The following is an 18,713-nucleotide window of genomic DNA, read 5'->3' on the forward strand; positions in this document are numbered from 1 at the left end:
GTCCGGTCAGAATTTCGGCTCCGCGGCCGTCTGCGCGATCGGGGCATCCGCAAACCGAAGCCCCGGGCGCATGGGGCTTCGGTCACACAGCGTGCGAGGGCGGAAAAGGGCCGCGCCTCAGATGCCGAGATCCTTGATGATCTTCGCGACATGGCCGGTCGCCTTGACGTTGTAGAGGGCGCGCTCGACCTTGCCCTCCTCGTCGACGACGACCGTGGAACGGATGACGCCCGTCACCGTCTTGCCGTAGAGCTTCTTCTCGCCGAAGGCGCCGTACGCCTCCAGGACCTCCTTGGAGGGGTCGCCGACCAGCGTGACCCTGAGGCTCTCCTTCTCGCGGAACTTCGCGAGCTTCTCCGGCTTGTCGGGCGATACGCCGATGACGTCGTAGCCGGCGCCGGCGAGCAGCTCCAGGTTGTCGGTGAAGTCGCAGGCCTGCTTGGTGCAGCCGGGCGTGAGCGCCGCCGGGTAGAAGTAGACGATCACCTTGCGGCCCTTGTGGTCGGCGAGCGACACCTCGTTGCCGTCGGCGTCGGGCAGGGTGAAGGCGGGGGCGGTGTCGCCGGGCTGGAGTCGCTCGCTCATGGTTCTCCTCGTCAGACACGTGGGTGTACGCCGTCGAGCGTAATGGGGGTGCCGTGGGGTGCCGGCGACGGCGAGCTGACAGACTGTCGATGAAGGACTACCGGACACGACGACGGAGGCGGCGCGGTGTCGGACACCAGGACCCCAGCGCAGATCGAGGCGGACATCGTCCGCCGACGCGAGCAGCTCGCCGAGATGCTCGACGAGATCGGTGTGCGCATGCACCCCAAGACGGTCATCGGCGACGCGAAGGCGAAGGTCGCCTCCAGCGTGGACCGTACGGCGGGTCGTGCCTTCGTCGCCGTGAACCGCGCCGTGTCGGACGTGAAGGCTCAGTTCGTCACGGACGACGGCGCGCCGCGGCTGGAGCGTGTGGTGCCGGTGGCGGTCGTCGCCGTGGGCCTGGTGGGACTGCTGGCCGTGTCGGCCCGCAGGCGACGGGCGTGACCCTGCGGCGCACGAAGGGCTGAGGGGCAGGTAGGTTCGAGGCGTGAGCACCAACAGTCATGAGCACAGCACCCAGCACGACAAGCTTCCGATCCGGATGCTGCACGACCGCGTGCTGGTCAGGACGGACATCCCGGAGGGCGAGCGGCGCTCCAGCGGCGGCATCGTGATTCCGGCCACCGCCGCGGTGGGCCGGCGGCTGGCCTGGGCCGAGGTGGTCGCGGTGGGACAGAATGTGCGCACGGTGGAGCCGGGCGACCGGGTGCTGTACGACCCGGAGGACCGGGCCGAGGTCGAGGTGCGGGGCGTGGCGTACGTCCTGATGCGCGAGCGCGACCTGCACGCGGTGGCGGCGGACCGGTTCCAAGGGTCGGAGGACTCGACGGGCCTGTACCTGTAGGCGACCGGAGCCCCGGACGGGGCCGCAGGGGCTGGTGGCGGAGGTCACCAGCCCTTTTTGTACGCCCTTTGCTACGTTGGAGGGCCCGACGAGACGCGCCGTACCGGGTTACGCAAAGACGACGCACCCCGTGTTGTTCCGCGTCTCGGAGGTGCCGTCATGGCCTGGGTTCTGCTTGTTGTCGCCGGTCTGCTCGAGGTCGGCTGGTCGATCGGGATGAAGTTCACCGACGGGTTCACCAGGCTCTGGCCGAGCGTGTTCACCGGTCTCGGGATCGTCGCCAGCATGGTGCTGCTGTCGCATGCCGCGAAGACGCTGCCCATCGGTACGGCCTACGGCGTCTGGGTGGGCATCGGCGCCGCCGGCGCGGCCGTGGTGGGCATGCTGGTGCTGAACGAGCCGGTGACGGCGGCCCGGATCTTCTTCGTCTGTCTGCTGCTGGTGGCCGTCGTGGGGCTGAAGGCCACCTCGGGTCACTGAGGCGCGCCGGAGGGGCGGACATCCGTGGGGCTGCCGGGGGCGGAGGTCCCGCCCGGGCCGCCCGCGGTGGGGCCGCCGGGGCCGGGGGTGCCGCTCGGGGTCTCGCCCGGGCTGCCCGCGACGGGACCGCTGGGGCTGGGCGGAGCGCTCGGGGTCCCGCTCGGGCCGCCTGCGGTGGGGCTCGTCGTGACCGTCCCGCCGGCGCCCGGGCCGGTGGTGCCCGTCACCGGCCCGCCCGTCACGGGCCCGCCGGCGCCCGGGCCGCCCGCCGAGGGGCCGGGGCTCGCCGGGCCGCCGCGCCCCCACGACCCGCCCTCGCTCCGGCCGTCCGTGCCTCCGGGGCCTCCGGGGTCCCGGGGCCCGGTCGGATCCTCGCCGTCCTGCGGGTCGAACGGGGGCCGGTTCCTCTCGATCTCCTCAACCACCTTCAGCTCGAAGTCCCGTGCCGGGCTGCCCTGCAGTGCCGCGGCCGTGTACCGGGCCCAGATCTCGGCGGGAGCGCCGCCGCCGTTGATCCGGCTCTGCCCCAGCGCCCCGTACAGCGGCGTCTGCGCGCCGGTGTCGGGGTTCTGGCCCATCACGGCGACGACGGTCACCAGATCGGGCGTGTAGCCCGCGAACCAGGCGGCCCGGTCCTCCTCGGCCGTGCCGGTCTTGCCCGCCGCCGGCCGGCCGGCCGCTCCGGCCGCCGTCCCCGTGCCGCCGTCGACGACGCTGCGCAGGATGGCGGTGGTGGTGTCGGCGGCCTCACGGGAGACGACGCGGCGCATCCGCTGCGCGGGCAGATCGAGCTCGGTGCCGTTCTTGGTGACCTTTTCGACCAGCGTGTACGTGCTGTGCCTGCCGTGGTTGGCGAGCGTGGCGTACGCCTGCGCCATGTCGAGGACGCTGGCGGTCGCCGTGCCCAGCGCGATCGACGGCGCGGCCGTCAGGTCCGGCGTGTTCGCGGGCAGGCCGAGGGCGACCGCCGTCCGCCGGACCCTGGCCGGGCCGACGTCCACGGCCATCTGCGCGTAGACGGCGTTGACGGACTCGTCGGTGGCGCGGCTGACGGTGACCCGGCCGTAGGACACGTCGTCCTCGTTGGCGGGCGCGTACGGCGCTCCGGTCCAGCCCTGGACGCGACGCTTGTTCGTGCCGTCGTAGACGGTGTTGGGGGTGATGGGGCGGCCCTCCTGGGTGGTGGAGCCGTTCTCGACGGCCGCGGTGAAGACGAACGGCTTGAAGGCGGAGCCGACCTGGTAGTCGCGGCGGGTGGCGTTGTTGACGAACTGCTTGGTGTAGTCGACGCCGCCGTACATGGCGAGGACCTTGCCGGTGGCCGGGTCGATGGAGACGCCGCCGACACGGACGTTGCGGTCGGCCTCGCGGGCGGTGTCGAGCCGGGAGGTGACCTGCTCGTCGACGGCGTCGGTGAGGGCGTCCTGCTTGCCCGGCTCCAGGGTGGTGGTGATCCGGTAGCCCCCGGTGGCGAGGGTGTTCTCGTCGACGATCCCCTTGCGGGCGAGGTACTCCTCGACCGCCTGGACGACGTAGCCGCGCTGTCCTGACAGGCCGTCGGCGGCTCTGTCGCGCCGCGGCGCGGGGAAGTCCATCACCGCTCGCGCGGCCGGGCTCAGCCACTTCTCCTTGACCATGCCGTCGAGCACGTAGTTCCACCGGCCCTCCGCCGCGGGCCGGTTGCCGGGGTGGGTGGCGACGTCGTACGCGCTGGGCGCCTTGAGGAGAGAGGCGAGGTAGGCGCCCTCGGCGGTGTCGAGGTCGGTGACGTCCTTGCCGTAGTACGCCTGGGCGGCGGCCTGGATGCCGTAGGCGTTGCGGCCGAAGTAGCTGGTGTTCAGGTAGCCGCGGAGGATCTCGCTCTTGCTCACCTCGCGGCCGAGCTTCACCGCGATGAAGAACTCCTTCACCTTGCGGGTGACGGTCTGTTCCTGGCCGAGGTAGTAGTTCTTGACGTACTGCTGGGTGATCGTGGAGCCGGACTGCTTGCCCTTGCCGGTGACGGTGTTCCAGGCGCCGCGGAGCATCGCCTGGGGATCGACCGCCGGCTTGGAGTAGAAGTCGCGGTCCTCGGCGGCGAGGACCGCTTGCTGGACGCCGAGCGGGACCTGGGAGAGGGAGACGTTCTCCCGGTTGATCTCGCCGTCGCGGGCGATCGGCGTGCCGTCCTTGTAGAGGTAGACGTTGCTCTGGGCGACCGCGGAGGCGTTGGCCGGGGGGATGTCGACGAGCAGGTACCCGGTCAGGAACCCGCCGATGAGGAGGAGCGCGCAGAGCAGGAAGGCGCCGAGCGTCATGCGCCAGGTCGGGATGACGCGGCGCCAGCCGGTGCGTCGGCGGCGGCTCTTGCCGCGGTCCTCCGTTTCCTCCGCCCTCTCCGCCCTCTCCGCCCTCTCCGGCTTCCCCGCCTTCTCCGTCTTCTTCGCGGGTGCTGCCGGCGTCGGAACTGTCGCGTCGCGGGGTGTCCAGCCCTGCTGCGGCTCGTCGCTCATTCCCTCATAGTGCCCTTTTTGTCCCGATAATCATCGCAACCCGGTGCTTCCGGCCGAAAAAGCACTCGCACCCCGCCGGCGAGCTCGGCTAGGGTCGTGCGCTTTGGCGTCCGGAGGGGCAGGACGCATCGTCCGCGTGGGGAGGAGCTGTTGTGCGGCTGTACGCGGTCGTCGCGGCGGGTGGGTTCCGGCGCTATGCGACGTACCGGGTGGCGACGGCGGCGGGTGTGTTCACCAACACCGTCTTCGGCTTCATCGTGGCCTACACCTATATCGCCCTGTGGGACGAGCGTCCTCAGCTCGGCGGATACGACCTCTCCCAGGCCCTCACCTATGTGTGGCTCGGCCAGGCGCTGCTGATGACCTGCGCCATGATGGGCGGCGGCTTCGAGGACGAGCTGATCGAACGCATCCGCACCGGCGACATCGCCGTCGACCTCTACCGCCCCGCCGACCTCCAACTGTGGTGGCTCGCGGGCGACGTGGGCCGGGCCGCCTTCCACCTGCTGGGACGCGGCATCGTGCCCATGGTGCTCGGCTCGCTCGCCTTCGACCTGGTGATACCCGCGTCCCCGCTGACCTGGCTGGCCTTCCTCCTCGCGGTCACGCTGGGCGTGATCGTGAGCTTCGCCGTCCGCTTCCTCGTGGCCCTGTCCGCGTTCTGGCTGATGGACGGGGCGGGGGTCATGCAGATCTGCTGGCTGGCGACGCTCTTCTTCTCCGGGATGCTGCTGCCCCTCAACCTCTTCCCCGGCGTCCTCGGTGAGGTGGCGCGGGCCCTTCCCTGGTCCTCGCTGCTCCAGGTCCCCGCCGACGTCTTCCTCGGCAGGTACACCGGCTGGGACCTGCTGGGCGCGTACGCCTTCCAGGCCGGCTGGGCGCTCGCGCTGCTCGCCGCCGGACGCCTGCTGCAGTCGGTCGCGACACGACGGGTGGTGGTCCAGGGTGGCTGAGGCGCTGCGGGCGTACGGCCTGATCGTGGCCATGTGGGTCCGCTCCACGATGGCGTACCGCGCCTCGTTCGCGATGACGACGTTCGGCAACTTCGCCGCCACCGGCTTCGACTTCGTGACGATCCTGCTGATGTTCTCCCACGTCGACGCGCTCGGCGGCTACTCGCTGCCCGAGGTCGCGTTCCTGTACGGGACCACCAGCGCGGCCTTCGGCCTCGCCGACCTGGTCATGGGCTCGATGGACCGGCTGGGCCGGCGCGTGCGCGACGGCACGCTGGACACGCTGCTGGTGCGGCCCGTGCCCGTCCTCGCCCAGGTCGCGGCCGACCGGTTCGCGCTGCGCAGGCTCGGCCGCGTCACCCAGGGGCTGCTGGTGCTCGGCTACGGGCTCGCGTCCCTCCAGGTCGAGTGGACGGCCGTGAAGGTGGCGATGGTGCCGCTGATGGTGCTCAGCGGCGGGGCGATCTTCGCGTCCGTGTTCGTGGCGGGCGGAGCGTTCCAGTTCCTCGCGCAGGACGCCTCCCAGGTGCAGAACTCCTTCACGTACGGCGGGAACACCCTGCTCCAGTACCCGCCGTCGATCTTCGCGAAGGACCTGGTGCGCGGCGTGACGTTCGTCGTGCCGCTGGCCTTCGTCAACTGGGTGCCGTCGCTGTACGTGCTGGGCCGCGAGGACCCCCTCGGGCTGCCGGGCTGGCTGGCGTTCCTACCGCCCCTGGTGGCCGCGGGCTGCTGCGGGCTCGCGGCACTGGCCTGGTGTGTGGGCCTTCGTTCGTACCGCAGCACGGGAAACTGAGGGGCTGGTCAGGTCATGGATTTCATCGAACTCGACGGGGTCGAGAAGGTCTTCGACGTACGCCGCAAGGTGGGGCGGCTGCGCCGCGAGCGGCACCGGGTGCGCGCCGTGGACGGCATCAGCTTCACCGTGCCGCGCGGCGAGATGGTCGGCTACATCGGCCCGAACGGCGCCGGGAAGTCCACCACCATCAAGATGCTGACCGGGATCCTCACCCCGAGCGGCGGACGCCTGCGGGTCGCGGGCATCGACCCCTCGCGGGAACGCACCCGGCTGGCACAGCGGATCGGCGTGGTGTTCGGGCAGCGCACCACCCTGTGGTGGGACCTTCCGCTGCGCGACTCGTACCGGCTGATGCACCGCATGTACCGGGTCCCGGACGCCGTCTTCCGTGAGAACCTCGACCGCTGCGTCGAACTGCTCGATCTGGGCGAGCTGTTGGACGTGCCGGTGCGTCAGCTCTCCCTCGGCCAGCGGATGCGCGGCGACATCGCGGCCGCCCTCCTGCACGACCCCGAAGTGCTCTACCTGGACGAGCCGACCATCGGTCTGGACGTGGTCTCCAAGGCGAAGGTGCGGGAATTCCTGCGTGACCTGAACGCCGAGCACGGCACGACGGTGCTGCTGACCACGCACGATCTCACCGACATCGAGCAGCTGTGCAAGCGTGTCATGGTCATCGACCACGGAAAGCTGATGTACGACGGCGCGCTCGCCGGACTGCACGAGGTGGGCGAGAGCGAGCGGACGTTGGTCGTCGACCTGGAGCGGGAGCTCCCGCCCATCGCCCTGGACGCGGCGCGGACGGTGAAGGTGGAAGGCCCCAGACAGTGGCTGGCGTTCCCCGCCTCGATGTCGGCGGCGCCCCTCGTCGCGGCCCTGGCGGAGCGGTATCCGCTGGTCGACCTGTCGGTACGGGAGCCGGACATCGAGGCCGTGATCGCGAAGATGTACGCGGATCGATCCGCCTGACTAGTCTGGCGACATGACGAGCGAACCCTCCGAGATGCGTGCGTCCGACTCCGAACGGGAGCGCGTGGCCGAGCGGCTGCGCGAAGCCGTGGCCGAGGGGCGGCTCGACATGGAGGAGTTCGGGCAGCGCCTCGAGGCCGCGTACAGCGCGCGTACGCACGGCGAGTTGGTGCCGCTGGTGCGCGACCTGCCCGCCCCCGGGACGGTCGTGCCGGTCGGCGCGGCCGCTCCCGCCACGGCCTCCTCCGGCGGCTGGGCGGAGCGCATCGGAAGGCCGGCGACCTCGAGGGGGGCGTTCGCCTTCTGGGGCGGGTTCGGGCGCAGGGGGACCTGGACCGTCGGCCGCCGGTTCACCGCGGTCACCCTCATGGCAGGCGGCGAGCTCGATCTGCGGGAAGCCCGGTTCGAGGACCGCGAGACGGTGATCACCTGCTTCGCGATCATGGGCGGCGTGCAGGTCGTCGTCCCGCCCGACCTGCACGTCGAGGTCAAGGGCATCGGCCTGCTGGGCGGCTTCGGCGAGCACGGCAGCGTCGACGGCGCACCGGACCCGTCCGCGCCGCGCGTGATCGTCAAGGGGCTGGCCCTCATGGGCGGCGTCGGGGTGGAGCGCAAGCGCACCAAGGCCGAGAAGCAGCGCCTGAAGGCCGAGCGGGCCGAGCGCGCGCGGCTGGAGAAGGACAGGAAAGGCCGAGGCCACCTGGGGCACCACGGCCACCAGCGCCGCAAGGAACTGGGCGGCTGACGGCTCCCCGCGCGGGGCCACGGCGACCGGGTCACCAAGCCCGCGCGGGTCAGCGTGTCCGCGCGGGCGTCGCGTCGTCCCCGTCCGGCGCCCGGGTCACAGCGCCTTGACGTCCACCGAGGCGCCCATCCGCGCGTAGCCCGCGTCGCTCGGGTGCAGGTGGTCACCGGAGTCGTACACCGGGCGGAGCCGCTGCGGTGCGTACGGATCGCGCAGCGCCCGGTCGAAGTCGACGACCGCGTCGAAGATCCCGCCCGCGCGGATCGCCGCGTTCACCTTGAGGCGCTCGGCCTCCACGGCCGGGGTGCAGCGCAGGTGTCCGGCGCACGGCAAGAGGGTCGCGCCGATCACACGCAGCCCCTGGGCATGGGCGCGGCGGGACAGCTCGGTCAGGCCGGTGACGACGCCGTCGCCGGGCGGCGCGTACGGCGCGCGCAGCAGGTCGTTGATGCCGATGGCGACGATCACGGTCCTGGCGCCGGAGCGCGAGAGCACGTCGCGGTCGAAGCGGTCGAGGGTGCTGGGGCCCCGGTCCTGGCTGAGCAGCCGGTTGCCGCTGATGCCCTCGTTCAGTACGCCGTACCGTCCGGCCAGCCGGTCGGCGAGCACGTCGGGCCAGCGGCGGTTGGTGTCGGGCGTGGACGACACCCCGTCGGTGATCGAGTCCCCGACGGCGACGACGGCGCCGCGCGCCTCCGCGGTGAGGACGTCGACGGCGGTGACGTGGTGCCAGGAGCGGGTCTCCGTCCGGTACGCGCCGCCCGCCTCGTCCCGCGTGTGGTCGCCCTCGGCGACGTAGGAGGTCTGCCGGGCGTGGGTGTGGGAGGTCACGGGTCCGCCCGGAGCGGGCGTGTGGACGGTGACCAGGAGATCGCCGTCGTAGGGGATGCGGAGTACGACCGGGTCGCTGACCAGTTGCCCGCCGGGGGCGACGGTGGCGCCGGTCGCCCGGCCGAAGGTGACGGGCCGCAGGGTTCCCCGCACGGCTTCCGGGCCGTCGTCGCCGGCACGCACGGCGAGGGACACGGCGGAGATGCGCAGCGGCAGGGTGCCGTAGAGGTTGGAGACGGTGACGCGCGCGGCGGTGCCGCCGATGCTGGTGTGCACGACGTTGCGCACGGACCGGCCGTGCGGCCCGCTGGGTGCGCCGGCAACGGTGGCGACGGGCGCGATGCCGACGGGGCTCGCCGCCCAGGTGCCGATCCACAGGGGCGTGGCCGCCGGGGGTTTGCGAAGGGCCGGCTTGGCCTTGACGGCGCCGACCCCGAGGTAGATAGCGCCGCAGATCAGGACGACTGCGGACACGAGGGCAGCGAGACCCGCATACCCCGAACGCTTGCTCATGAACACATCATCGGGCATGCCCCGGGAACTCGACGTGCCGCCCAGGAGTACACGAGGTAGGGACAATGCGTACGGTACGCACGCGCGGACGGGTGGAGCGGATGGAACGTACAGAACCGGATGAGCCGGACGGCTCGGAGCGCGCCGGAGGCGTGAGGCCGGGGGACGCGGCCGGGTCCGGCGCCTCGGGCCCCGGGCACCGCGGGCCGGACGCTTCGGGTGCCGCCTCCACGCCGGGCTCCGGCGGGGCTTCGGGAGCCGTGCGAGCCGGCGACGGTGCGGATGCCGCGCTGCCGGACGCTTCCGGCGGCGCCGGAGCGGCCGCGGCCGCGCGGGCCGACGGGGTGCGGACGGCCGTCTCGCCTCCGGCACGGACCGCCCGGCCCGAGGCCCGCCCCCGCGCGGGGCTGCCCGGCTTCGCGTACACCGCCGCCGACGAGGAGAAGCGGCGGGGCGTGCGGCGCATGAAGGCCACCGCCACCGGCCTGCTCCTCCTCGTCGCGCTGATCTTCGTCCTCGCCACCTGGGCGAAGAACGAGGGACTCGGCCCCTGGGCCGGATACGTCGCGGCCGCGGCCGAGGCCGGCATGGTCGGCGCGCTCGCCGACTGGTTCGCCGTCACCGCGCTCTTCCGCCATCCCCTCGGCCTGCCCATCCCGCACACCGCGATCATCCCGAACAAGAAGGACCAGCTCGGCACGGCGCTCGGCTCCTTCGTCGGCGAGAACTTCCTCTCCGAGGACGTCGTACGCGCCCGCCTGCACGCCCTCGGCATCGGCGGCCGCCTCGGCACCTGGCTCGCCGAGCCCGCCCACGCCGACCGCGTCACCGCCGAACTGTCCACCGCCCTGCGCGGCGCGCTCACCGTCCTGCGCGACGCCGACGTCCAGGCGGTCGTCGGCGAGGCCATCACCCGCCGAGCGGAGGCCGCCGAGATCGCGCCCGGCATCGGCAAGACGCTCCAGAAGGTCGTGGCCGACGGCGCCCACCACCGGGCCGTCGACCTCATCTGCGTCCGCGCCCACGACTGGATGGTCATCCACTCGGACTCCGTCATGGACGCGATCGAGGGCGGCGCCCCCGGCTGGACGCCCCGGTTCGTGGACCGGAAGGTCGGCGAGCGCGTCTACCGGGAGCTGCTGCGCTTCGTCACCGAGATGCGCGACATGCAGGCCCACCCGGCGCGCGGCGCGATCGACCGTTTCCTCGGGGACTTCGCGGCCGACCTCCAGTCGGACACGCAGACGCGGGAGCGCGTCGAGCGGATGAAGTCGGAGATGCTGTCGCGCTCGGAGGTGCAGGACGTGATCGCGTCGGCCTGGTCCTCCGTACGCGGCATGATCATCTCGGCGGCCGAGGACGACCGCAGCGAACTCCGGCTGCGCGCCCGCGCCTCCCTGCTGTCGCTGGGCGCCCGACTGGCGACGGACAGCAGGCTCCAGGCGAAGGTGGAGGGCTGGGTCGAGGACGCGGCGGTGTACCTGGTCACCACCTACCGCACCGAGATCACGTCGCTGATCTCGGAGACGATCGCGAGCTGGGACGCGGAGCACACCTCGCGCAAGATCGAGGCGCACATCGGCCGTGACCTTCAGTTCATCAGGATCAACGGCACGGTGGTCGGCGCGCTCGCCGGTCTGCTGATCTACACCGTCGCGCATGCGCTGGGCGCCTGACGGTGCGTCTGCGCCGTGGGCCGGATGCCTGACGGGGCCGTCTCCGTCGTGCGGATGTGCGGGGGGCTTACGTGGCTCGTCTCCGTCGTGCGGATGTGCGGGGGGCTTACGTGGCCCGTCTCCGTCGTGCGGACGTGCGCTGGGCGCGTGACCGGTCCCTGCCGACGGTCACGCGCCCAGCGCTTCTAGGGGAGGTGTCAGGTAATACGTACGGCGGGCCGGAAGCGTTCAGCGCTCCCCTCACCGGCTCCGCGGGCTCAGCGGCTCCGGCGGGTGACCGCCACGGAGGCGAGGGCCACACCGGCCGCGACGGTGAGGACGGCCGGCCAGGCGCCCACCTTCTTGGCCAGGGGATGCGACCCGGCGAAGGCGGCGACGTACGCGGCGCTCAGCCCGACGGCGGCCTTCGGCCCGGCGTCCTGATGCCACTGGCGGGCGGCGAGGGCACCGGCCGCGGCGAGGGCGACGCCGCCGAGGGGACGCTTCCCGCTGAAGCGGGCCACCGAGTACCCGCCCACGAGTCCGCCTGCCGCCACCGCTGCCGCGGGAACCTTGGCCATGGTGCTGCCGCCTTTCACTGTCGATCACTGATGCACCGAGCGTAGAACGTCCCCGTCGCGAGGGCCTGCCTCCTCAGTGGAAGAGCTGGCCGCGCACCGCGCCGTCCGGGAACTTCTTGGTGTGGATGTTCGAGTAGAACGCCCACGGGTTGTGGCGTATCTCCTTCAGCAGCCCCTTGTGCTGGTCCTCCAGCCGCCCGGAGACGGCGAACAGGCCCTCGGGGACGGGCTTGTTCAGGAGCCCCAGCACCACGTCCCCGTTCTTCCCGAAACCGCCCTTGTGGATGTGCGCGGCCTGGGGCGCCTGGATGTCGACCCAGGCGAGCGAGAAGTCGACGCTGCGGCCGGCGGGGTGCAGGAAGGTCACCGCGTACCCGTCGTCGTCCCCCACCTTGTGCGGGTCCGTGACCGGCACCTCCTGTGCGCCGTTCGCCAGGGCCCGCAGCTTGCCGCCCTTGATGATGTGGAGCGGGTTGATGTTCCGCTTCAGGCGTTTCAGCTGCCCGCGCACGGCGCCGCCCGGGAACTCCTTGCTGTGCAGGTTCAGGTAGAACCCCGACGGGTGCTCGCGGATGCTGTCGGCGAGCGCGGCGTCGGTGAGGACCGTGTGTCCGGCCGCCGAGTGGATGGTGTCGGGCATCTCGGTGCCGAACAACGGGACCTTGACGTCGCCGTTCTGTCCGGCGGCGCCCTCGTGGATGTGCCCCTGGCTCGGCACGAACCCCTTCCACTGCATGGCGAAGACGACGCGGTCGCCCTTCACCTTGACGAGCGCGACGGCCTGGCCGTCGGGGTCGTTCACGGCGGGCCCGCCCTTCTCGGCGACCTCGTGCGCGCCGGTGAGGACGGCGGCGAAGGTGACGGCGTGGCCGTGGGCCGGTTTCGTGAACGTCACCGCGCCGCCCTTCGCCGTGCCGCCTCCGTGGCTGCCGTGCGCGGATGCGGGGACGGCGCCTGCCGCGGCGGCGAGCACGAGGGCGGCGGCGGCCGAGACGGAGACATGACGCTTCTGCATGACGGATGAACCTCCCGTTGGGGGCCGACCCGGTCGTGGCCGGTCGGCGTCAAGTACGGGGTTCCCCGGCGCCCCGTTCAATGGAAGTCACCGCCAATCGGAGTGAACAACCGGTCGGTCGGGCCCGTACATCCCGCCGTACGTTCCTTCCCGCAGACCGGAATCCGAGGGGATCTCACCATGCGCGGCACCCGCACCACAGCCCGGACCAGAACTCTGCTCGCGGCCCCGCTGATCGCGTTGGCGCTGCTCACGGTGACGTCGTGCGAGGACTCCGGCGGTTCGGGCTCCGGGTACGGGGCGGGGCCGGTGTCCCCGAGCGCCGAACAGCCGTCGCCGGAGCAGCCGCCCGCCGACGCACCCGCCGGTACGGAGGCCCCGGCCGACGCCGCCCCCGACCCCGCGCCGGAGCCCGCCCCCGCGACCGTCACGGTCAAGACGGCGGAGTCCGAACTGGGCACGATCCTCGTCGACGGCAAGGGCCGGACGCTCTACGGCTTCACCAAGGACAAGCCGGGCCAGGCCACCTGCGACGCCGACTGCATCGCGGTCTGGCCGGCCCTCATCTCCGCGACCGACGTGACGGCGGGCCCGGGCACCGAGGCCGCTCTCCTGAAGGAGACCAAGCTGGGCACGGGCGCCGAACAGGCGGTGTACGGGGACTGGCCGCTGTACTACTACGTGGGCGACGTGACCCCCGGGGACGTCAACGGCCAGGGCCTGGACGGCGAATGGTTCGTGATCGCGGCGGACGGCAAGCTGATCAAGAAGGAGGCCGAGACGGTGGTCTGAGCCGATCGCCCCGCCCCGCCGCGCCCTAGGATCGGATCGCCGCTGATCCAGGGGGAGTTGTGCGCACGAACCGAAACGGACCTACCCGGCTCGTACGTGCCGTGACGGGGGCCGGGGCGCTCGTGGCGGGGCTCCTCCTGCTCGCCGCGACCGTCTGGTACCTGCCGGGCGTCGTCGTGGACCACGACCTCGCGGGCGCGCGCGTGGAGCCGAAGGAGCGGCTGAGCGCCGTCAACAACGTCCGCACCACGCTGCTGCAGGCCGTGGGCGGGCTCGCCATCTTCGCCGGTGCGTACGTCACGTGGCGCCAGATGCGGGTCGGGCAGGACTTGTCCGGCGCCCGAGCGACCCGGACAGCCTTCCACCGTGCCGACCTGCGCCTGGCCGACCTCCGCGACGCGGACCTGAGCACCGCGGACCTGCGCGAGACGCGCCTGGAGGGGGCGCACGCGAACGCCGCGACGCGCTGGCCCGAGGGCTTCGACCCCGAGGCCCGGGGAGTGACGCCGACCGGGGACCCGGGGGACGACGGGCCCACCTCCGCGACCGTGTCGGGCTTCACCCTCCGTACGGATCTGCCGGAGCTGCGGTCGTACCCGTGAGGCGGGCCGGGTGCCTCACAGGCGCAGGCTGCCCAGGAAATCCCGTACCGCAGCGCCGAATCCCGCCGGGTCCGTCTCGTGCACCGTGTGTCCGGCAGGGAGCCGGACGAGCGTGGTGCCGGGGCGGCGCGCGGCCATCTCCTCGGCGTGTGCGGCGCTCAGGACGTCGCTGCGGGCGCCGTGGACCAGCAGCGCCGGGCAGTCGCTCGCCAGCCAGTCCTCCCAGTGGTCGCCGACCAACTGCTGCTGCGAGCGCACCAGTCGGCGGCCCAACCGGCGCGCAGCGCCGCCTCGATGTCGGTCAGCGTGATCGCGGTCATGGCAGCCAGCATGCCGGTACCCACTGACAACGGCCCCGCCGTGTGGACGTCGCCAGGTCCGCCCCCCAAGGGCGCCGGCGTCCGACCTCCCTTCAGGCCGCCGTGATCGCGGCCGCGCCGCTCATGACCTGCACGCTCTCGTCGAGTACGTCCGTGGCGGGGATGCGGTCCGGACGGTAGCCGGCGAGTTCCTCGCAGGCGCGTCCGCCGACGATTTCCTGCGCGGCGAGCAGGCCGAGCGCCGGTGCCAGGGTGACACCGCTGTGCGTGACGACCGTGTAGAGGCCGGGAGTCGCCTCTGCGCAGCCGACCAGGGGCAGCCCGTCCGCGGGCACCGGACGCACTCCGAGCCGTACGCCCGCCATCCCGGCGGCGCGCAGCGGCGTGAACACCTCCCGGCCCAGGCGGTGCAGCTCCTGCTCCAGCGCCGGGCCGGCCCGCCGCGCCGCATCCGCCGTGTCCTTCGTGTCCGCCGCGCCCTCCGCATCCGGCGGCAGCATGGCGTCCACCGGCCACGAGATCGACACGACCCGGCCGTCCGGCGCCGGCCGCAGGTCGACACCGGGCGCGGCCAGGATCGCGCCGAGCTGGTCGTGTTCCGGCAGCCGCGTGCTCTCGCCCACGAGCCCGGGCACCCGGTTCAGCGGCAGCGACGCGCCCGCCAGCGCGGCGACGCGCCCCGCGTCCGGGCCCGCGCAGTTGACCACCCAGTCCGCCTCGAACCGGCGCCCCTCGGCCATCACGCCGGTGATCCGCTCGCCCGTGCGCAGCACCTCCGTGACACGCAGCCCGAAGCGGATGTCCGCGCCGCCCAGAGCCGCCCGGTCGAGCAGCCGCCGCGTGAACAGCGGGGCGTCGTACCAGCACGCGTGCTCATGGACGACGAGTTCGTCGGCCCGGCAGGCGTCCGGGGAGACGCCCGGCGCCAGTTCGGCCAGTTCGGCGGGGTGGGCGGAGCGGCAGACGTGGCCCCAGCCCCGCAGCCGCTCGGCCCGCTCGCGGATGACGCGCTGCTCCTGCTCGGTGTGGCCCCACTGCACGAGCGGAGCCGGGTGGCGCCAGTCCGCTCCGCCCAGTTCCTCGCCGAGCCGCTGGTGCAGTTCGGCGCCGCGCCGGTTCAACGCGTAGTAGCTGAACGGCGTCTTGAGGTGGGAGACGTCGATGGAGAAGGTGGCGCTGGACGTTCCGGCGGCCGGGCCGCCGGCGTCGATCACGGTGACATGGGCACCGGCCTGAACCAGATGGTGCGCCACGGAGGCGCCGAGCACGCCGGCTCCGACGACGAGGACACGAGGCATGGGTCTTTCCTTTGCGATACGGGAAGGAAGGGCGGCCGCCGGGCAGCGGGCGGTACCGGGCAAGGGGCGTACCCGAAGCGGGCGGCAGCGGAGAAGGGCGGCACGGCAGAGGACGGCGGTATGGGGAGGGCCGACCGGCGCGGGAAGAGCGGGCCGGTGCCGGAAGAGCGACCGGCGCCGCACGAGCCGACCGGCACCGGACAGCCGACCGGCGCCGGACGAGCCGGTCGGCGTCAGAAGAGCCGACCGGGGGAAGGGCGCGGTACCGGTCAGCGGACCTTGCCGAGAAATGCCCGGGTGCGGGCGTGACGTGGGGAGCCCAGCACATCGGCCGGGTCGCCCGACTCGACGACGACACCGTCGTCCATGAACACGAGCGAGTCGCCCACCTCGCGGGCGAAGCCCATCTCGTGAGTGACGACGATCATCGTCATGCCGTCCTCGGCGAGCCCGCGCATCACATCGAGGACCTCGCCCACGAGCTCGGGGTCCAGCGCGGAGGTCGGCTCGTCGAACAGCATCAGATCGGGCCGCATCGCCAACGCCCGGGCGATCGCCACCCGTTGCTGCTGGCCGCCCGACAGCTGCGACGGGTAGGAACCGGCACGATCGGCCAGTCCGACCCGGGCGAGCAGGGACCGCGCACGCTCCCCGGCCTCGGCCCTGGACTCCTTCCTGACCTGGACCGGCGCCTCCATCACGTTCTCCAGCGCCGTCATGTGCGGGAACAGGTTGAAGCGCTGGAAGACCATGCCGATCCCACGCCGCTGCCGCGCGATCGCCGCGTCGGTGAGCTCGTGGACGCGACCGTCGCGCTCCTCGTAGCCGATGAGCCTGTCGCGCACGTACAGCCGTCCGGCGTCGATGGTCTCCAGGTGGTTGATGCACCGCAGGAAGGTCGACTTGCCGGATCCGGACGGGCCGACCAGGCACATCACCTCGCCGGCGGCGACGGTCAGGTCGATGCCCTTGAGCACCTCCGTCCGGCCGAAGCTCTTGTGGACACCCTCGGCTCGCACCACGGGTGATGCGGTGGTCGTCGTCATCGGTCCTCCTGCGGCGCGGGCTTCGGGCGTACGGGCTCCTGCGGCGAAGTCCTGCGACCGGCGAGGGTGCGTACGCGCTGCAGCGGTGTCGGCGGCAGATCGCGGCTCGCGCCGCGTCCGTACCGGCGTTCCAGGTAGTACTGGCCGACGCTGAGCACCGAGACGGCCAGCAGGTACCAGGCACAGGCCACCGTCAGCAGCGGGATCTGCTGGAAGTTCCGGGAGTAGATCGCCTGGATGGAGGTGAGCAGTTCGGGCACGGCGATCACCGAGACCAGAGACGTGGTCTTCAGCATGGAGATCACCTGGTTGCCCGTGGGCGGGATGATGATGCGCAGCGCCTGCGGCAGCACGATGCGCCGCAGGGTCTGCCGGCGCGTCATGCCGAGCGCGTGCGCCGCCTCCGTCTGTCCGTCGTCCACGGAGGCGATGCCGGAACGGACGATCTCCGCCATGTACGCGGCCTCGTGCAGCCCGAGGCCGAGCAGCGCGGCCGACGTCTGGGTCACCAGCGTGTTCGTGTCGAACGCGACGAACGTCGGCCCCCACGGCACCCCGAGTCCGACCTCCGGCACGATCGCGGCGAGGAAGTACCAGAACAGCAGCTGGACCAGGAGGGGTGTGCCGCGGAACGCCCAGACGTAGACCCAGCTCAGCCGGGACAGCAGCGGGTTGGCGGACCGGCGCATCACGGCCAGGACGACGCCCCCGGTGACGCCGATGGCCATGGCGGCCGCCGTCAGCCAGAGTGTCGTGGCCAGGCCTTCGAGGACGACGGGGGCGAAGAGATGGTCGCCGACCGTCGCCCACTGCATCCGCTCGTTCGCGGCCCACCCCTCGAGGAGGAAGACCAGGAGGAAGACGAGCGCGGCGGAGGCGAACCAGCGGCCCGGCCGGCGCACCGGCACCGCGTCGATCTCCCTGCGCCCCGCGCTCGTCTTGATCACAGGGGCGGTGCGGAGCGTGGACTCGCTCATGCCGTCGCGCCGCCGTTCACCGTGACCCGGTCGAGAGCGCCCGACTCGACGTCCCAGCGCCCCAGGATCTCGCCGTACGCACCGTTGTCGATGAGCTTCTGCAGGGCCTGCCGCACGGCGTCGACCAGGTCCTTGTCCTGCTTGTTCACCAGGATTCCGTACGGCAGGAAGCGGTACGGCTCGCCGACCTGGCGCAGCTGGCCGTTCGACTGCCCGGCCTGGTACGCGACGGTCGGGGTGCCGCCCACGAAGGCGTCGGCGCGGCCGGTGGACAGCGCCTGGAAGCAGCCGACGGAGTCGGGGAAGACCAGCGCCTTCGCGGCGGGCTTGCCCGCGGCCTCGCACTTCTTCGCCTGCGCCTCGATGTCCTCGACCTGGGCGGTGCCGTTCTCGACGGCCGCCGTTCTGCCGCACAGATCGTCCAGGGAGCCGATCGACTTCGCGTTCTTCTGCTGCACCAGGATCGCGCTGCTCGTCCTGAAGTAGTCGACGAACGTGACGTGCTGCCGGCGTTCCGGCTTGTCGAGCATGGCCTGGATGGCGAGGTCGTAGCGGCGCGACTGGACGCCGCCGATGATGCTGTCGAAGCTGGCCTTGGAGAACTTCACCTCGACGCCGAGCACCTGCCCGATCGCCCGCATGAGTTCCGGCTCCATGCCGACCAGCGTCTTGTTGTCCGGACCGAGGGACACCAGAGGCGGATAGTCGTCGCCCTCCGCGACGACCAGCTCGCCGGAGTCCCGCACCTTCTTCGGCAGCAGCGCCGCCAGCTCCGGGTCCTTCTCCTGCGCGGCGGCCTGGCCGGATGCCGCTGCGGATCCCGGCCCGGTCGCACCGGCCGACGTCGTGCCGCCGCACGCCGCCAGCAGCGGAAGAAGTCCGGCCAGCGCCACGCCTGCAGCTGCGGCGCGCCTCGTCCGGTGGGCTCGGAGCCCCGGGAGCCGTATGTCCATGGCAGTGCCTTTCGCTGGTGGGACGGCCAGATTCGTGGCCGGTTCCTGCCGCTCGATGCCGCTCAATCTGCGACAGTCGAACCGGCGACACAAGATGAAACAGAATGAACATTGCCGCACACATCGTTCAGTTGACCTGTTGCTCGGCTCCGTCGGCGCACCCCCGCCCACCTGCGCAGCGAACCGCCGGGCGGCCGACACGCCCGCACAGCAGGGAACTTCGTCGAGGGCGACCTCTGGCGGCGACACCGGAGCCGTTG

At 72.2% G+C, this 18,713-nt stretch carries 20 protein-coding genes and 1 riboswitch; of the genes, 10 read left to right on the plus strand and 10 right to left on the minus strand.

Annotated features, from left to right (window positions below):
- Positions 1-117: 117 nt before the first annotated feature.
- Positions 118-585, minus strand: a complete 468-nt coding sequence (gene bcp / locus QFZ82_RS25000; protein WP_307715292.1) for a thioredoxin-dependent thiol peroxidase — start codon at positions 583-585, stop codon at positions 118-120.
- Positions 586-711: 126 nt separating this feature from the next.
- Here bcp and QFZ82_RS25005 point away from each other — a divergent pair, with 126 nt between their 5' ends.
- From QFZ82_RS25005 to QFZ82_RS25015, 3 genes are all read left to right on the plus strand, one after another.
- Complete coding sequence (locus QFZ82_RS25005) at positions 712-1,032, plus strand: DUF3618 domain-containing protein (RefSeq protein WP_307715293.1); 321 nt, start codon at positions 712-714, stop codon at positions 1,030-1,032.
- Positions 1,033-1,075: 43 nt separating this feature from the next.
- Positions 1,076-1,432 (plus strand): co-chaperone GroES, encoded by a 357-nt coding sequence (locus tag QFZ82_RS25010; RefSeq protein WP_177152552.1) that lies wholly within the window; start codon positions 1,076-1,078, stop codon positions 1,430-1,432.
- Between the two features lie 59 nt (positions 1,433-1,491).
- Positions 1,492-1,560: riboswitch (guanidine-III (ykkC-III) riboswitch) on the plus strand.
- Positions 1,561-1,591: 31 nt separating this feature from the next.
- The gene (locus tag QFZ82_RS25015; protein ID WP_177152551.1) at positions 1,592-1,912 is read left to right on the plus strand and encodes a multidrug efflux SMR transporter; all 321 of its coding nucleotides are present in this window, start codon (positions 1,592-1,594) and stop codon (positions 1,910-1,912) included.
- Here QFZ82_RS25015 and QFZ82_RS25020 read toward each other — a convergent pair.
- Positions 1,906-4,404, minus strand: coding sequence for a transglycosylase domain-containing protein (locus QFZ82_RS25020; protein WP_307715294.1), 2,499 nt, complete (start codon positions 4,402-4,404; stop codon positions 1,906-1,908). The genes QFZ82_RS25015 and QFZ82_RS25020 overlap by 7 nt on opposite strands.
- Before the next feature lie 152 nt (positions 4,405-4,556).
- On the opposite strand from QFZ82_RS25020, the gene QFZ82_RS25025 reads away from it, so the two are divergent.
- Genes QFZ82_RS25025 through QFZ82_RS25040 form a run of 4 tightly spaced genes read left to right on the plus strand, consistent with a single transcriptional unit; the run spans position 4,557 to position 7,870 of the window.
- Positions 4,557-5,357 (plus strand): ABC-2 family transporter protein, encoded by an 801-nt coding sequence (locus QFZ82_RS25025; protein WP_307715295.1) that lies wholly within the window; start codon positions 4,557-4,559, stop codon positions 5,355-5,357.
- Positions 5,350-6,153 (plus strand): ABC transporter permease, encoded by an 804-nt coding sequence (locus tag QFZ82_RS25030; protein ID WP_307715296.1) that lies wholly within the window; start codon positions 5,350-5,352, stop codon positions 6,151-6,153. Before QFZ82_RS25025 ends, QFZ82_RS25030 begins: the two co-directional genes overlap by 8 nt.
- Positions 6,154-6,168: 15 nt before the next feature.
- Entirely contained in the window at positions 6,169-7,125 is a 957-nt protein-coding gene (locus QFZ82_RS25035; RefSeq protein WP_307715297.1) for an ATP-binding cassette domain-containing protein, read from the plus strand.
- Between the two features lie 13 nt (positions 7,126-7,138).
- Positions 7,139-7,870 (plus strand): DUF1707 domain-containing protein, encoded by a 732-nt coding sequence (locus QFZ82_RS25040; RefSeq protein WP_307715298.1) that lies wholly within the window; start codon positions 7,139-7,141, stop codon positions 7,868-7,870.
- Positions 7,871-7,966: 96 nt separating this feature from the next.
- Here the strand turns inward: QFZ82_RS25040 and QFZ82_RS25045 are convergent, their stop codons facing one another.
- Positions 7,967-9,214 (minus strand): SGNH/GDSL hydrolase family protein, encoded by a 1,248-nt coding sequence (locus QFZ82_RS25045; RefSeq protein WP_307715299.1) that lies wholly within the window; start codon positions 9,212-9,214, stop codon positions 7,967-7,969.
- A 101-nt stretch (positions 9,215-9,315) separates the two neighbouring features.
- Here QFZ82_RS25045 and QFZ82_RS25050 point away from each other — a divergent pair, with 101 nt between their 5' ends.
- Positions 9,316-10,890 carry a DUF445 domain-containing protein gene (locus tag QFZ82_RS25050; protein WP_373429319.1) on the plus strand — a complete coding sequence of 525 codons (1,575 nt, stop codon included), beginning with the start codon at positions 9,316-9,318 and terminating at the stop codon, positions 10,888-10,890.
- Positions 10,891-11,147: 257 nt separating this feature from the next.
- Here QFZ82_RS25050 and QFZ82_RS25055 read toward each other — a convergent pair whose 3' ends face one another.
- Both QFZ82_RS25055 and QFZ82_RS25060 read right to left on the minus strand, forming a co-directional pair.
- Positions 11,148-11,450: a hypothetical protein gene (locus tag QFZ82_RS25055; RefSeq protein ID WP_307715300.1), complete on the minus strand. Its 303-nt coding sequence runs from the start codon at positions 11,448-11,450 to the stop codon at positions 11,148-11,150.
- Between the two features lie 73 nt (positions 11,451-11,523).
- Positions 11,524-12,465 (minus strand): CHRD domain-containing protein, encoded by a 942-nt coding sequence (locus tag QFZ82_RS25060; protein ID WP_307715301.1) that lies wholly within the window; start codon positions 12,463-12,465, stop codon positions 11,524-11,526.
- A gap of 180 nt (positions 12,466-12,645) precedes the next feature.
- Between QFZ82_RS25060 and QFZ82_RS25065 the strand changes: the two genes are divergently transcribed.
- Together QFZ82_RS25065 and QFZ82_RS25070 are read left to right on the plus strand one after the other, a co-directional pair.
- Positions 12,646-13,257, plus strand: a complete 612-nt coding sequence (locus QFZ82_RS25065) for a hypothetical protein (protein WP_307715302.1) — start codon at positions 12,646-12,648, stop codon at positions 13,255-13,257.
- 59 nt (positions 13,258-13,316) lie between these two features.
- Positions 13,317-13,859, plus strand: a complete 543-nt coding sequence (locus QFZ82_RS25070) for a pentapeptide repeat-containing protein (RefSeq protein ID WP_307715303.1) — start codon at positions 13,317-13,319, stop codon at positions 13,857-13,859.
- Between the two features lie 15 nt (positions 13,860-13,874).
- Here QFZ82_RS25070 and QFZ82_RS25075 read toward each other — a convergent pair whose 3' ends face one another.
- From QFZ82_RS25075 to QFZ82_RS25095, 5 genes are all read right to left on the minus strand, one after another.
- Positions 13,875-14,132 carry an alpha/beta fold hydrolase gene (locus QFZ82_RS25075; RefSeq protein ID WP_307715304.1) on the minus strand — a complete coding sequence of 86 codons (258 nt, stop codon included), beginning with the start codon at positions 14,130-14,132 and terminating at the stop codon, positions 13,875-13,877.
- Between the two features lie 139 nt (positions 14,133-14,271).
- A complete protein-coding gene (locus QFZ82_RS25080; protein WP_307715305.1) occupies positions 14,272-15,477 on the minus strand; it encodes an FAD-binding oxidoreductase in 1,206 nt (401 codons plus the stop codon).
- Between the two features lie 269 nt (positions 15,478-15,746).
- Entirely contained in the window at positions 15,747-16,523 is a 777-nt protein-coding gene (locus QFZ82_RS25085) for an amino acid ABC transporter ATP-binding protein (protein WP_307715306.1), read from the minus strand.
- Entirely contained in the window at positions 16,520-17,500 is a 981-nt protein-coding gene (locus QFZ82_RS25090) for an amino acid ABC transporter permease (protein WP_307715307.1), read from the minus strand. Before QFZ82_RS25090 ends, QFZ82_RS25085 begins: the two co-directional genes overlap by 4 nt.
- Positions 17,497-18,453, minus strand: a complete 957-nt coding sequence (locus QFZ82_RS25095; RefSeq protein WP_307715308.1) for an ABC transporter substrate-binding protein — start codon at positions 18,451-18,453, stop codon at positions 17,497-17,499. The genes QFZ82_RS25090 and QFZ82_RS25095 overlap by 4 nt, the downstream gene beginning before the upstream one ends.
- Positions 18,454-18,713 lie beyond the last annotated feature (260 nt).

Source organism: Streptomyces sp. V4I23, from assembly GCF_030817975.1.
Taxonomy (GTDB): Bacteria; Actinomycetota; Actinomycetes; order Streptomycetales; family Streptomycetaceae; genus Streptomyces.

Excerpts from the sequence above, each read along its gene's own strand:
- bcp (WP_307715292.1), bottom strand. The coding sequence starts at position 585 with ATGAGCGAGCGACTCCAGCCCGGCGACACCGCCCCCGCCTTCACCCTG.
- QFZ82_RS25015 (WP_177152551.1), top strand. The coding sequence starts at position 1,592 with ATGGCCTGGGTTCTGCTTGTTGTCGCCGGTCTGCTCGAGGTCGGCTGG.
- QFZ82_RS25020 (WP_307715294.1), bottom strand. The coding sequence starts at position 4,404 with ATGAGCGACGAGCCGCAGCAGGGCTGGACACCCCGCGACGCGACAGTT.
- QFZ82_RS25035 (WP_307715297.1), top strand. The coding sequence starts at position 6,169 with ATGGATTTCATCGAACTCGACGGGGTCGAGAAGGTCTTCGACGTACGC.
- QFZ82_RS25040 (WP_307715298.1), top strand. The coding sequence starts at position 7,139 with ATGACGAGCGAACCCTCCGAGATGCGTGCGTCCGACTCCGAACGGGAG.
- QFZ82_RS25045 (WP_307715299.1), bottom strand. The coding sequence starts at position 9,214 with ATGAGCAAGCGTTCGGGGTATGCGGGTCTCGCTGCCCTCGTGTCCGCA.
- QFZ82_RS25050 (WP_373429319.1), top strand. The coding sequence starts at position 9,316 with ATGGAACGTACAGAACCGGATGAGCCGGACGGCTCGGAGCGCGCCGGA.
- QFZ82_RS25055 (WP_307715300.1), bottom strand. The coding sequence starts at position 11,450 with ATGGCCAAGGTTCCCGCGGCAGCGGTGGCGGCAGGCGGACTCGTGGGC.
- QFZ82_RS25060 (WP_307715301.1), bottom strand. The coding sequence starts at position 12,465 with ATGCAGAAGCGTCATGTCTCCGTCTCGGCCGCCGCCGCCCTCGTGCTC.
- QFZ82_RS25065 (WP_307715302.1), top strand. The coding sequence starts at position 12,646 with ATGCGCGGCACCCGCACCACAGCCCGGACCAGAACTCTGCTCGCGGCC.
- QFZ82_RS25080 (WP_307715305.1), bottom strand. The coding sequence starts at position 15,477 with ATGCCTCGTGTCCTCGTCGTCGGAGCCGGCGTGCTCGGCGCCTCCGTG.
- QFZ82_RS25085 (WP_307715306.1), bottom strand. The coding sequence starts at position 16,523 with ATGACGACGACCACCGCATCACCCGTGGTGCGAGCCGAGGGTGTCCAC.
- QFZ82_RS25090 (WP_307715307.1), bottom strand. The coding sequence starts at position 17,500 with ATGAGCGAGTCCACGCTCCGCACCGCCCCTGTGATCAAGACGAGCGCG.
- QFZ82_RS25095 (WP_307715308.1), bottom strand. The coding sequence starts at position 18,453 with ATGGACATACGGCTCCCGGGGCTCCGAGCCCACCGGACGAGGCGCGCC.